17 protein-coding genes are annotated in these 11,269 nt (G+C 61.4%); 1 reads left to right on the top strand and 16 read right to left on the bottom strand.

The window, feature by feature from the left end; all coding sequences use genetic code 11:
* The 11 genes from MBENS4_RS23160 to MBENS4_RS23210 all read right to left on the bottom strand — a co-directional run bounded on the left by MBENS4_RS23160 (window position 1) and on the right by MBENS4_RS23210 (window position 8,092).
* Window positions 1-678 carry a virB8 family protein gene (locus MBENS4_RS23160; RefSeq protein WP_039396576.1) on the bottom strand — a complete coding sequence of 226 codons (678 nt, stop codon included), beginning with the start codon at window positions 676-678 and terminating at the stop codon, window positions 1-3.
* Window positions 679-689: 11 nt separating this feature from the next.
* Window positions 690-1,028, bottom strand: coding sequence for a hypothetical protein (locus tag MBENS4_RS23165; RefSeq protein ID WP_144401085.1), 339 nt, complete (start codon window positions 1,026-1,028; stop codon window positions 690-692).
* 59 nt (window positions 1,029-1,087) lie between these two features.
* Window positions 1,088-2,122 carry a type IV secretion system protein gene (locus MBENS4_RS23170; RefSeq protein WP_039396582.1) on the bottom strand — a complete coding sequence of 345 codons (1,035 nt, stop codon included), beginning with the start codon at window positions 2,120-2,122 and terminating at the stop codon, window positions 1,088-1,090.
* Between the two features lie 101 nt (window positions 2,123-2,223).
* Entirely contained in the window at window positions 2,224-2,496 is a 273-nt protein-coding gene (locus MBENS4_RS23175) for a hypothetical protein (protein WP_052322747.1), read from the bottom strand.
* A 2-nt stretch (window positions 2,497-2,498) separates the two neighbouring features.
* Window positions 2,499-3,218, bottom strand: a complete 720-nt coding sequence (locus MBENS4_RS23180) for a type IV secretion system protein (protein ID WP_039396585.1) — start codon at window positions 3,216-3,218, stop codon at window positions 2,499-2,501.
* A gap of 1 nt (window position 3,219) precedes the next feature.
* A complete protein-coding gene (locus tag MBENS4_RS23185) occupies window positions 3,220-5,586 on the bottom strand; it encodes a VirB4 family type IV secretion/conjugal transfer ATPase (protein WP_039396587.1) in 2,367 nt (788 codons plus the stop codon).
* Window positions 5,579-5,917 carry a type IV secretion system protein VirB3 gene (locus MBENS4_RS23190; RefSeq protein WP_039396590.1) on the bottom strand — a complete coding sequence of 113 codons (339 nt, stop codon included), beginning with the start codon at window positions 5,915-5,917 and terminating at the stop codon, window positions 5,579-5,581. Before MBENS4_RS23190 ends, MBENS4_RS23185 begins: the two co-directional genes overlap by 8 nt.
* 1 nt (window position 5,918) lies before the next feature.
* Window positions 5,919-6,239 carry a TrbC/VirB2 family protein gene (locus MBENS4_RS23195; RefSeq protein ID WP_039396593.1) on the bottom strand — a complete coding sequence of 107 codons (321 nt, stop codon included), beginning with the start codon at window positions 6,237-6,239 and terminating at the stop codon, window positions 5,919-5,921.
* A gap of 19 nt (window positions 6,240-6,258) precedes the next feature.
* Complete coding sequence (locus MBENS4_RS23200) at window positions 6,259-7,125, bottom strand: LPD7 domain-containing protein (protein WP_039396597.1); 867 nt, start codon at window positions 7,123-7,125, stop codon at window positions 6,259-6,261.
* On the bottom strand, window positions 7,122-7,727 hold the full coding sequence (locus MBENS4_RS23205; protein WP_039396600.1) for a lytic transglycosylase domain-containing protein: 606 nt from the start codon (window positions 7,725-7,727) through the stop codon (window positions 7,122-7,124). Before MBENS4_RS23205 ends, MBENS4_RS23200 begins: the two co-directional genes overlap by 4 nt.
* Window positions 7,724-8,092 carry a hypothetical protein gene (locus MBENS4_RS23210; RefSeq protein ID WP_039396603.1) on the bottom strand — a complete coding sequence of 123 codons (369 nt, stop codon included), beginning with the start codon at window positions 8,090-8,092 and terminating at the stop codon, window positions 7,724-7,726. Before MBENS4_RS23210 ends, MBENS4_RS23205 begins: the two co-directional genes overlap by 4 nt.
* Window positions 8,093-8,307: 215 nt before the next feature.
* On the opposite strand from MBENS4_RS23210, the gene MBENS4_RS23215 reads away from it, so the two are divergent.
* A complete protein-coding gene (locus tag MBENS4_RS23215; protein ID WP_242405108.1) occupies window positions 8,308-8,859 on the top strand; it encodes a recombinase family protein in 552 nt (183 codons plus the stop codon).
* Here MBENS4_RS23215 and MBENS4_RS23220 read toward each other — a convergent pair.
* From MBENS4_RS23220 to MBENS4_RS23240, 5 genes are all read right to left on the bottom strand, one after another.
* Window positions 8,851-9,057 (bottom strand): hypothetical protein, encoded by a 207-nt coding sequence (locus MBENS4_RS23220; RefSeq protein WP_144401086.1) that lies wholly within the window; start codon window positions 9,055-9,057, stop codon window positions 8,851-8,853. The genes MBENS4_RS23215 and MBENS4_RS23220 overlap by 9 nt on opposite strands.
* Before the next feature lie 9 nt (window positions 9,058-9,066).
* On the bottom strand, window positions 9,067-9,675 hold the full coding sequence (locus MBENS4_RS25140) for a UPF0149 family protein (protein ID WP_084592354.1): 609 nt from the start codon (window positions 9,673-9,675) through the stop codon (window positions 9,067-9,069).
* Window positions 9,676-9,702: 27 nt separating this feature from the next.
* On the bottom strand, window positions 9,703-10,185 hold the full coding sequence (locus MBENS4_RS23230; protein WP_039396612.1) for a hypothetical protein: 483 nt from the start codon (window positions 10,183-10,185) through the stop codon (window positions 9,703-9,705).
* 45 nt (window positions 10,186-10,230) lie between these two features.
* A complete protein-coding gene (locus tag MBENS4_RS23235) occupies window positions 10,231-10,761 on the bottom strand; it encodes a LuxR C-terminal-related transcriptional regulator (protein WP_340140870.1) in 531 nt (176 codons plus the stop codon).
* A gap of 101 nt (window positions 10,762-10,862) precedes the next feature.
* Window positions 10,863-11,144 carry a helix-turn-helix domain-containing protein gene (locus MBENS4_RS23240; RefSeq protein ID WP_242405109.1) on the bottom strand — a complete coding sequence of 94 codons (282 nt, stop codon included), beginning with the start codon at window positions 11,142-11,144 and terminating at the stop codon, window positions 10,863-10,865.
* Window positions 11,145-11,269 lie beyond the last annotated feature (125 nt).

An 11,269-nucleotide genomic window follows, 5' to 3' on the forward strand; every position in this document is an offset into this window, starting at 1 on the left:
TCAGGTCTCCGGGTCCGAGTGGAAATTCACGACCTCGAAGCCGAGCGGATTGATCAGCCGGTCCTTCTCCAGCGTGGGCGCTGTCGTGAACTTGAAGGTGAGGGTGGCGGTCCAGTTCTGCGCCGTGGGCGTGTTCTGGCCCATCGTGATAAGTTTGGCGTAGCGGACCTGCGCGACGGTCGGGCTCAGAAAGCTGATCGCGCGAATGTGGATCGAGACGAAGCCCTTGTCCCCGTAGATGTTGGAGGGGGCCTTCTCGTTGCTCGACTTGACGTTATCGAGGTAGCGCGAGCCTTCGGCCTTGTCGCTCATGAGCATGACCGCATAGGCGTTCTCGCGCGCGGCATCATCAAGCCAGCCTTCGCGCAGGCGAATGTACTGCGCCACGAAGAAGCGGTTGACCGCATCGTCATAGGTCTGGGGCTGGGGGCCCTTGAGCGCGGTCACGACCTGGGTTTCTCCGGTCGATTTGTCGACGCGGATCACATAGGGCTCGACGGTCTTGAGTGGGGCCAGCATGGCGACCGCCCCGGTCGAGACAAGCGCCATGGCGCAGGCGCATCCAGCGACAGTCCAGGCAACCCGCCGGGATTGGATTGCGGCGCGCATCCGGTCGTATTCGAAGGTCCGCGCGCTTTCGAGGTACGTGCCTTTGTCGGCGGCTTTGACCTGGGCCATGAGACGTTTCCTTATGAGCAGGGAAGGTAGGACAGCTCGATTTCGCGCGTGTCGCGCGGCGAGAGAGCGGGGGCGGGCTTTGCTGCCTGGGCCGCGGTGCTGGCGGCGGCGGCTGCCTCTTGCGCTTCGGGCGGAATGGGCGTGTCGCTGGACGGGCTCGATGCCGGGGTGGCGGGCCACCCGCCGCTCTGCGAGGGCGGGAGCGGCACCGGCAGATTGGGCATGATCGTGCCGTACATGTTGGCCGGGCGTCGGTGCTTGCCGTCGCAAACGGCAGGCGGCTTGATGTGACTCCCGGTGCATCCGCTGAGTGCAAGCGCACCCAACGCTGTGAAAATCAGCGCTTTCATAAAAACTCCGTCAGCAATGTGCCGCGTTAGGGGCGTTTAAAACTCGTTCGCAGGCGACCTCATGTTCTCGTGGCGGTGCCGCCTGCGCGACTGGCCGGCGCGGGCGTGCGGGCATTGGCGAGGCGGCGGAACATCATGCGGTTGGCGAGGATGTTCATGCCGGTTTGCAGGAAGCCGTGGCCGCCAGAAGACGCGCCGCCCGCGATGCCTGCTGCGATCGCAGGGGACTGGAAGAAGAAGATGGTGCCCACGATATAGATGGCGCAGCACGCGACAGTGGCGGCCATCATCGCCCCGATGTTGAGGTCGGCGGCCGTGCCCTGATCGACGATGAAGGCGGCTGTGCCATCCCCGACGACGGCCATGATGCCATCCATCGACGCTTCCTGAAGGCCGGTGATGAACTTGGTCATTATCGCCATGACGACCATGAGCAGGACGAAGTTCAGGGTCTGCTTGAGCCAGCCATCGAACACGAAGCGCGAGGAATTGAAGAGCAGGCATCCCAGCGCCAGCGGGGCAAGGGCCACGCAGATCGCGACGGAAAGCTTGGCGAAGATGACGACGCAGAATCCGACCGCTGCTGAGAGGAAGCCGAAGACATAGAGCACGGCGATGCAGCCATAGGTGCAGATCGCGGCCTTGAGCTGGATCAGGGGCGTGCGAAAGTCCGTCATTCCCTGAGACGGTAAGTTCTGGATTGCCTGATTGGCGTTTTCGAGGCGCGCCGCGAGCTTGTTGGTGTCCGAGACATAGGTGTCGAACGTCGTGCCCGGGTTGGTGACCGCCGTACCCGATCCCGCTGCGATGATTTCCGAAGGCAGCTCGGTGACGATGTTGACGACGAAGGCGGTGTAACCGACCGAGCTGGCAACCGCGATCGCGAACCCGACCTTCCCCGCCTGGAACACCAGTTCGCGAAGCGGCGCCTGGATGGCCCCGCGCAAGACGGCAAAGCCCAGCAATAGGAAGTAGATGGTCGCGGCCACGCCAAGCGGCGCGGCCACGAAGCTGACAAGTCCAGACCCGAAGCTGGAAACCGCCGAGGTGATGGCGCTTTCGACATAGCCGTACATGGTCGTGAAGAGGACCATGAGATTGACTGAACTGGACGCCATTGGCTGAGCCTTGCCTTGTCGTGAGAGAGCTTGTCAGAGCGAGGGGGCGGCCGGTCACAAGGACCTGGGCCACCCGGTTACTGCGTGTTGCCTCCGAAGGCCTTCACGCTTGCCTCGCCAGCGGCCTTGGCTGCGTTCACCCGCGCGGCCTCGAGCGTGGTGAAGCAGAAGTTCTGCTTCTGGTCCGCAGGCAGGTGCGCAAATTCGCCTTTGTTGCACTTGTGCTCCCAATCGGTGAGCAGGTTGGGATCCGCCATGAGTTCCTGTGTCGTGGGGACCTGTACCGGAGCCTCCTGCTGGCAGGCGCACGCCGCGAGCGTGATCGAGAGGGCCATGAGCTTCTTCTTCATCGTCAGTTCCTCAGGGTGTTGGCTTCGTAGAAATTGGCGGCGCTGGCCGCTGTCGCGGCCTCGGCCGCCGAGATCGAGAGGTTGGCCCGCCCCGCCTGAGCCATCTGAAGCGCCTGCATCTTGAGCTGGTCGTTCTGGAGCTGGGCTTGTTCGGCGGCGATGCGCGCCTGAAGGTCCATCACGTCCTTGGGGTCGGTGGCTGTGTCGAGCTTGGCTTGCAGCGTCTGGAGACCGGCCATGCGGGTTTGCGACACCGCCAGCGTGTTCTCACCAAAGGCGGCCGTCGCGGCCGCCGATCCGGTCGCGTCCTTAAGCGCCTGGCTGTACGCGGCATCGGCGCTTGTCGTGCCCGAAAGCGTGTACTGCGACTGGATGCTGTTTGCGGACGAGCTGAGCGAGCCGATCTTGGACAGATCACCGCCGAACAGCGTGCCGGCGTCCATCGTCGTGGTGGGCATGATGTTGCGCACCGAGCTGTTCGACAGGTTTGAGGCCACAGAGTTGATGTTGGTGAGCTTTTGCAGCGAGTTGAGCTGATTTTGCGCGGTCTCGATCTGCTGCACGCCCTGGTCGATGATCTTGGCGGTGTTGGTCACGGTCGAGATCGTCTGGAGGTAGGTCGAGGAATCGAACACCGGGATGCCCTGCGCCGCCGCAGGGGTTGCGGCGAGACCGAGCGCGAGCGGCGCGGCTCCTAGCAGCACAATGGTCTTGATGCGCATTTCAGCTTCTCCTTTCGTTGGCGTAGAAGAGCGGCAGCCATGCCGCCGGATCGGTGCCCGCCTGTGCAATGGCGGCCTCCATGACCTCCAGCGTTTCGGCACGGCCGGAGAGAACCGAGAGTTCGTCGAGCATCCCGTTCAGATCGAGCTTGGCTACGATCGAGGTGTGTCCCTGCTTGATGAGGAAGCACCGGCTTTCGGGCGTCAGGTCTTCCTTGATCAGCCGAAATTCCGCTTCCGTGAGGCCAAGGCCCTCGCAGTAATCCGAACGTTTGGCATCCGAGTTTGGCAGGAGGATCTTGGTCGCGGTCTGCTCGATGATCGAATGCGCGATCGAGGAGCGCAGCGCGTCGGCGGGCGACTGCGTGCCGAAGACCATGAAGGCGTTGCGCTTGCGGAAGGTCTTGAGGCCGTCCTGTGCGAACGACTTGAACGCATCGTCCTGCAACGCCTTCCAGAACTCGTCGATATCGACGACGACGCGCTGGCCGTTGAGCAACTCATCCACGCGGTGGAAGAGGTAGAGCATCATAGGCGTGCGAATTTCCGGGTTTTCGAGGAAGTCCGTCATGTCGAAGCCGACAAAGCGGGCCGCCATCGAGACTTCATCGGCCGGACCATCGAAAGCCCACCCGAGCGCGCCACCCTGGCACCAGCGCTCGAGCCGCGCGCCAATGCCTTCGGCGTCGGCGTAGCCGAGCATTTCGCGAAGCGCGCTCATCGATCGTTGCGGCGCGGGCAGGCGCATCACGGCATCGAGGCCCTCATCGATGGTGCGCTCTTGGGTGACGGAAAGGGGCTGGTTTTCGCGGCGGACCAGGACGCGGATGAACTGGCGCAGAAAGGCCATGTTGTCGTGGGTCGGCTCCAGCCCCTTGAGCGGGGCAAAGCCGGTTGGCTCGCCGTTGCGCAACGCCAGGTAGGTGCCGCCGCAGGCGCGCACGAAGATCTCCGCGCCGCAGTCCTTGTCGAAGAAGATCTGCTTGGCGCCGGTCTTTTCGAGCTGCGCAAGCAGGAAGTTTTGCAGGACCGTCTTGCCGCCGCCCGTAGGGCCGATGATCAGCGTGTGGCCAATGTCGGCGCGGTGGAAGTTGAACCAGAAGGACGAGCCGGCGCGCGTCTTCAGGAGCGTCACCGCTTCGCCCCAGTGGTTCCCCGACTTGCGACCCGCCGGGAAGGTATGAAACGGGCTCATCGCCGCGAAATTGCGGCTGTTAATCACGGCGGGCCGCGCCCGCATCTTGAAGTTGCCGGGAAGCTGTGCCCAGAACGCGGCTTCCAGCGCGACGTCCTCGCGCGCCATGACCATGCCGGTGTCGGCGGCAGCGGCGCGCGCGATCGAAAGGCGCTCGAGCAGGCGCTTGCGATCATCGTCAATCACGGCGATTGAGAGGTGATGCTCGCCCATGACGAAGCGGTTCGACATGAGATCGTCGACGCCATCGAGCAGCTCCTCGGCCTGGCTCACGCCGGCATCGTCCGAGGACACCATCTGCTTGTACTTCTTCTGGAAGCGCTCGGCCGCGACCGACTTCACCAGCGGCGCGAAACTTTGCGTCAGCACATAGGGGAAATCGAGCGTCAGGAGGCTGTTGAATTGGCCGCTGCGCGTGTTCGCGACGTACTCACGCACGCCGAACATGCCGAGGTAGTGCGACCTGTCGGGAAGCCGGATCTCGGCAGCCTCGCGCCCGAAGATGATCCGTGAATTGTAGATCGCCTGTCCGAGCCGTCCGTGGACAAGGGGAATGCGGATGCGATCGCCAGTCTGGATGAAGTGCAGCACTTCCATGGGCTGCGAGAACAGCACGCCGTCCCGTTCGTAGAGCGAGAGCGGCACCGGATTGGTGTCGGCCAGCATGCTCTCGAAGTCGCGGCACTTGTCGGCCATGATCGCCATGGCGCGATCGTCGGCGGCGTGGCTGGCATCTGTCTTGCCGAACAGGCGGGTGAGCTGGTCGCCCGCCATGTTCGAGGGGCGCACCACGATCGTGACGTAGAACTCGTTGTGGTAGAGCACCTTTTCCTTGAGGCGCTCGGAATACCTGGCTTGCAGGTCGCGGGCGAAGGCGGACTGAAACTCGCCGTCCAGCTCGGGATTGGTGGCGGTGCGCACCAGGTGCGTCCACACGGCCACGCGGTCATCGCCGATCGTGCGCCAGGCGATATTGAGCTTATTGTGCCAGGTGTTGAGGTCGGTAATGTCGCAGGTTTCGAACGGGCGCCCATCGACCCGGTACATGCGCATGAGCGAGCCGTCGGCCAGCGCAACCACGGTGTCGTTGACGTGCCGGGTGTAGGGGATGAACTTGATGTCATCCTCTTCGCGCAGCGCGACCTGTTTGTGCTTGAGGGCGAACCTAGTCATTGCCGAACTGCCTGCGTTTCACGCCGGTCTTGAGGCGGACGGGAGAGTAGCTCCCGCCCCCCCAGAACTTGCGATTTTTGGAAATGAAGGTGGTCTGGAACCACAGGCCCCAGAGCCGGAACGCGTTGAAGTCGTAATGCACGACCATGCGCGCCGGAAAGTAGAGAGCGCCGAAGAGGGCGAGGGGATAGAACGGGTTTCCGACGATACCCCACAGCACCATGCAGACCATGATGATCGGCAGGATTGCCTCGAGCGGCAGTCCCATGAACACCGATGGCCGGGTCAGGGCGAGGAACACCTTGTCTTCGGCGATCTTTTCCGTGTCCATGTCAGGCGCTGCCACCCATCCAGCCCACGATCGTCGTGGCCGAGAAGATGATGCCAATCCCGATCAGGACGGTGACGGCGCGGCCCCAATCCATGCGGCCGGTGAGCTTGGCATAGCCCACCGCCATGATGGCGATGACGCCGACCACCGAGGCAATGGTGATCATCCAGCTCTCGATGGTGTCGAGGCCGGTTTCGATGCTGGTGGAGGCAAAGGCGGCCTGGGACACCGCCATGGAGGCGAGGATGCCGGCAACGCCGACAATCTGGCGGGCGCGGCGATCCGAGAGGATGCGACGCGCAGGACGACGAGAGAACTTCATAGACTTCTCCATGTTGAGGTTACCGTTCCATCTGGTTGGTTTGGATCGGCTCGATCTGCCGAACCGGCGTCGGCTCACGGACCGACACATCAAGGCCGCGCCGCAGCACGTCCGAGATCATTTGGCGGCCCTCCTGGGAAACCGCCTCGATACGCTGGTCATTGCCCTCGAAGGCGGCTTCGAGGTGACGGCGCATTTCCGCTTCTGCCTCGAGCGCGTTGGCAAGTCGGGGCTCGGCCTGGCGCTGCTCATGCGTTCCGCCCAGGAAGAGGTCCGCCAGCTTTTCGCTTTCCCGTTCGGCGGCTTGAGCTTTATCCCTGCTCGCCAGAAACTCGGAGAAGGCGTTGGGGCTGGCCGCATCAATCGCTATCTCCGCCGCCTCGACGACTATCTCCGCTTCCCCGTCCTTCTCGGCCTTGCCGTCTTTGCGCAGACGCTCCGCGTCCTTGCGCTCGCGTTCGGCTTCCTCACGGCGTTGGCGCTCAACGGCTTCGCGCTCGGCAAACGATGGCTCGTAGCCATTGACTTCAAGCCCCGAACGCGCGGCAGCTTGCCATACAGCCTTGCGAAATTCGGGCGAGCCGTCGACCGAGATGCCTTCCCAGCCATTGTGCCGCGCGAGCTTCACGAGGTTCTCGACAGTCTCGCGATCATCGCGGTTGGCAACGATCCGCTCGTTCGAGATTTCGAGCGCTGGCGTCTGGACATTGCCCGGTGCGAACAGGCCGACCCGGCGTTCCGTTTCGGAGCGGCCCTCGATGGCGCGGATCTCGTATCGCTTGGCAAGATCGTCGGGAATGGAGAACGCTGCCTGTGGGACAGTTTCCTGAGACGCGTCCCGTTCTGCGGCCCGAGGGGCCTGCGCGATGCTGTTTTCTTCGCTCATTGGAAGACCTCGATTCCGGTGCTGGCCTGACCGAACACCCACTGTGCAGGCGCTTCAATTGCGCTGTCCTCCTGCGGCATGGAGGTCAGGATGGATGGGGAAGAGGAAAGGTCGGGGAGTGCGGGCGGCGTTTCGATTGCACCGACGCGCGCAGCAGCGGCCCAGACGCGCTTGACGTAGCCGTTGCGAAAGCCCCGGCTCATCGAGCCGGTGTTGTAGAGCGAATAGGTGACGCTGATCGCGTCGAGGCCTGTGTAGTGCTGGCTCGCCTGCGCGTAGCCTTCTTGCAGGACGCGCGAGGCAAGTCCGAGGTTGGTGCACGGATCAAAGGTTTGTTCGATTGTCGTACCGAGACGTGCGAGGTTTCTCGAGTTGATCTGGCCAAGACCAATGTCGACCGAGTGCCCGGCCGCCACGTAGCGCTTCACCAGCGCGACCGCGTCGGCGAGGTTCGAGGCGTTCACGCGCGGCCCCTTGTTGACGTTGATCGCGAGAGGATTGCCCTGGCTTTCGGCGACGAGGAGCGGAACAAGCGCTTCTGTGGCAACGCCTGGAGCGCATTGCTGCGCGAGCGCAGTGAGGGCGGCGACGGTGTAGATCATCGGCCGATCGTCGTGACCGTCGAGGTCTTGGTGTTGATGAGATACGCGCTCGTGGTGCCGTCGTTCTGCGTGCTCTTCACGTAATAGAGCGTCTTGCTCAGCTTCTTCGTCTTGGCCGAAACGCCGCCTTCCGAGCACGACGGAAACGAGCCGCCGAGCGCCAGCGTCTTCCAGAGCTTTGTGATCGGCGGCACGCACTCAGCATAAGTCGTGGGCGATCCAGGGGTGGCTAGGCAGAGGATGACCTGACAGCCCCAAGTTGAGGCGTGGGCCTCCTGCGGCGCTGCGGTGGCCAGCGTTCCGGCTGCCACCAGTCCGAGCCCACCGAGCAGATTGGGGTATTTCGCAAGCAGACGATCGAACATGAACCAGCTCCCTGTTTACGCTGACGAGCGTTGCGCTCTTGGGTCTGGATATGTGATATACAGAATATTCGGTCGACCGGCAATGAATGACTGGCTATGACTGTACTGTGGTTCCGAGCTCGTGGACCCTTGATGATGTTGACCCCTCTTCGTACGGATCGCGCGTTAGGCTGCTATCAAGGACTCTCTCGCGGGGTCGGAAAAGGGTTAACTCATTGCCTAAAAGTGTCGTGTTCCTGGCGGAAACCGGAAAATCGCCATCGCTCGCGGAGCAGACGCTAGCATGTGTGCGCGAAAGCGATTTTGTCGTGAATTCCCCGGATATCGGGTTCAAAGATCTCGAGAAAGTCCTGGCCAAGCATGGCAATCCGCTCGAGCAGGGAGACACTATCAAGATCTACGACCTTTCGACCTTGGCCGTCAGCACCTCGACTGTTCTTCGTGTGATGCTCAAATTGCTCAAGGGCGGAGTTTCCATCGAGCTCTGTGGTCTCGGTTTGACAATCACACCAGACCGAGCAAGTCATTTGTTCCTTCTGCTCGAAGCCTTGGATAGTCACTGGCGGCAGATCCACGGCATCAAGACCAATGAAGGGCGCGGAGCGAAAGCTGGGCGCAAGCCGCGGCTGACCGTTGAGCAGTTGCCGGAAATTCGAAGAATGCTGTCCGAGAAAGGAGCCAATCATGAAACTGTGGCAAAGCAACTGGGAGTTGCCCGTTCCACGCTTTTTGGTTTCCTGAAGTCCCAGAAGGACGTGTTAGGCTGATCGCAGAAGGGCGGCGGGCGGCATCCCGAGCGCCGTGGACAGTCCCGCCAGTTCAGTCAAAGTGATGTCCCGGGCCTTGCCTTCAAGAATGCTCACGATGCGCGCCTCGGGCAATGCGCTTGCACAAGCAATATCACACACCGCCAGCTTGCGCTCCTGAACCGCCACCAAGGTTCGGACGTAAAGGGTTCGATACACTGACATAGTCTAGCTGCCAGCGCGATAGGCTGCGGACTGTTTCATGGTCGGAGTTTCGCCTTCGACAATTTGGCTGCGCTTCTGGTACATCATGCAAAGCAAGGGCGAGAGTACTTCCCATGAGCGCTGCGCGACTGCTGAAAGGGTTTGCGCCTCCGGGTGACTGGCGATGTAGCGGCGTGCCGCCTCGCCCATCTCGCCGACGGTATGGCTGCCAAGAAGAGCGAGCAGCCCACCTTCGCGCTGTCCGGCCAGCAGGTACTGCCACATATCGAGATCGTCCGCGATCGCTTCGTAGAAGCCGCTGCTCCAAGCGGTAAGGTCAAATTCACCATCAGCCGTCACGGCAAGGATCGGGGCATAGCGCGGATCGGGTGTGGCCATAGCGGCGCGGGTTTGCGTAAGGCGGGCATGAAGCTCCTTGCGTGCCCGCGTTTCGATCAGATCCCGAGAAACGGCCTTTGGCGAAAGAGGGCCCATTATCGCATCTACCCAATGACTATCGGACATGGGCTCGAGCGAAACCACAGCACCGGCCAGAAATCCATCGGCCAGATGGAGGTCAGGGCGTGTGTCAGGAGCTTGTGCCTGCCAGTGGCGGTAGCTTGGGAGATCCATGGCGCGTCCTTGCGGTTTGGGGGATCGTCAGACCGAGGGGAGGTTCCTGAAATCTTGCCAGTCGCGCTCAGGGCCGAAGCGCTGGGAGCGCCGTACGTGAAGGAGGGTCCCTACGATCAGGCTCACCGTGGCCGTGAAAGTTGGCGTGTGGTTCATGAAGTTCAGGACGATCGGGCGGTCGACCATACCCAGGAAGTAAACAACGTGGGTCAGCACTGAGAGCAACTGCATTGCAGTGCAGACAAGCGGCCACACCCGCCGGGCACGTGTCGCTATCAGGCCGAAGCCACCAAGACCGGCCACATCCTCTGAAACAGAGATCGCGCGCATCGCCTCTTCAGAAAGGCCGACGGTTTGGACAAAAGCGCCAGCGAACCATGAGATCGCGAGCATGACCAGCAGGACGCCAGCACCGCCACGTTCAGGTTCGCCACCTTTCCAGAGGCTGAGGCCAATCGCAACGAACACAGTTGCGAGGAAGCCGAAGTAGAGGAACTGGAGGACACTCACAGCGACGAGCTTTTCGCACAGGCGGCAGCTCGAAATGAGCGTGAACTATAACAGCCCCTCCAGAACATCGGCTATCTCCAGGACCAACACCATTGTGAGTGCCATCGTGAACGATAGTCCGACAACGGCGACGAACCGACCGGAGGTGCCAAGGCGAAGGTCGAGGCGATCTATCAAAGACAAGGCTGTCGGCGGGAGAGGTTCCACGCCATTCGCTGGGCTCATCCGGTTCTGGGGAAGAACTTGCCGTGAAGGCCCTATGCTTCCAACCTGCGATGGTTCGTATATCAATGGCTCGCATGAGGCGTTTTCAGGATTATCCGCCGGATGTGCGAGCTGTTGGTACATCCTGACGATCTCTTGGCGAGTGCCAAGATCCCACTTCGTTCGTATACTCGCGACGCGTTGGTCAACGGTATGTCGTGAAATGCCAAGGATACGGCCAATTTCTTTGCTCGTGTGTTGGCGGCACAAAAGCTCAAGGACCTGAACCTGCTTCTCGGTCAGAGCTTTCATGTGCACCCCGGTATGGCCCAGCGGTGAACTTTCGTGAGGAGTTTGTTTCGGCGCGTTCATAACAAGCGGCCGGGTTGATAATACAGTTGTCTAGTTTTAGGCGTCCAGAATACTTGAGTCGTGCATCATTCGCGGCAAAGTGAGCTGGATGTTGGCTTTGGTCATCGCTCAAGGGGGCTCTTGCTCAGCAAATCTATAGCTGAGCACCCCAAGGCATCTGCAATCTGCTGCACGATCTCCAAAGTCGGATTGGCTTTTGCACGCTCGATAAAGGATAGGTGCGACGTGGCGATGCCAGACCGATTGGAAAGTTCTGCCTGTGTCATGGCTAATTCAGAGCGTCGCTGCTTGACGTTCATGGCAAGGTTGATCGCCAATTCCGACGCCGCTTCGCTCAGGTTAAGATATTGCGCCATTTCTTTGCCTGTCGTCTTCTTCTGCATCGGACCGAGGTGTGCGGTCTCATTTGTTCGGAGTATACAGCGCATAAGTGCCCAATGTAGACCCTATGTGCAAGGCACTGAAACATGGTCCAATATGAGCTGGAGCTGCATGCTCGAGGCCAACA

This window comes from Novosphingobium sp. MBES04 (genome assembly GCF_000813185.1).
Lineage (GTDB): Bacteria > Pseudomonadota > Alphaproteobacteria > Sphingomonadales > Sphingomonadaceae > Novosphingobium > Novosphingobium decolorationis.

Bases quoted from the DNA above. Each gene is read 5' to 3' on its own strand.
- MBENS4_RS23235 (WP_340140870.1), bottom strand. From the start codon at position 10,761: ATGAACGCGCCGAAACAAACTCCTCACGAAAGTTCACCGCTGGGCCAT.
- MBENS4_RS23205 (WP_039396600.1), bottom strand. From the start codon at position 7,727: ATGATCTACACCGTCGCCGCCCTCACTGCGCTCGCGCAGCAATGCGCT.
- MBENS4_RS23210 (WP_039396603.1), bottom strand. From the start codon at position 8,092: ATGTTCGATCGTCTGCTTGCGAAATACCCCAATCTGCTCGGTGGGCTC.
- MBENS4_RS23240 (WP_242405109.1), bottom strand. From the start codon at position 11,144: ATGCAGAAGAAGACGACAGGCAAAGAAATGGCGCAATATCTTAACCTG.
- MBENS4_RS23170 (WP_039396582.1), bottom strand. From the start codon at position 2,122: ATGGTCCTCTTCACGACCATGTACGGCTATGTCGAAAGCGCCATCACC.
- MBENS4_RS23200 (WP_039396597.1), bottom strand. From the start codon at position 7,125: ATGAGCGAAGAAAACAGCATCGCGCAGGCCCCTCGGGCCGCAGAACGG.
- MBENS4_RS23160 (WP_039396576.1), bottom strand. From the start codon at position 678: ATGGCCCAGGTCAAAGCCGCCGACAAAGGCACGTACCTCGAAAGCGCG.
- MBENS4_RS23190 (WP_039396590.1), bottom strand. From the start codon at position 5,917: ATGGACACGGAAAAGATCGCCGAAGACAAGGTGTTCCTCGCCCTGACC.
- MBENS4_RS25140 (WP_084592354.1), bottom strand. From the start codon at position 9,675: ATGGATCTCCCAAGCTACCGCCACTGGCAGGCACAAGCTCCTGACACA.
- MBENS4_RS23175 (WP_052322747.1), bottom strand. From the start codon at position 2,496: ATGAAGAAGAAGCTCATGGCCCTCTCGATCACGCTCGCGGCGTGCGCC.
- MBENS4_RS23180 (WP_039396585.1), bottom strand. From the start codon at position 3,218: ATGCGCATCAAGACCATTGTGCTGCTAGGAGCCGCGCCGCTCGCGCTC.
- MBENS4_RS23195 (WP_039396593.1), bottom strand. From the start codon at position 6,239: ATGAAGTTCTCTCGTCGTCCTGCGCGTCGCATCCTCTCGGATCGCCGC.
- MBENS4_RS23165 (WP_144401085.1), bottom strand. From the start codon at position 1,028: ATGAAAGCGCTGATTTTCACAGCGTTGGGTGCGCTTGCACTCAGCGGA.
- MBENS4_RS23185 (WP_039396587.1), bottom strand. From the start codon at position 5,586: ATGACTAGGTTCGCCCTCAAGCACAAACAGGTCGCGCTGCGCGAAGAG.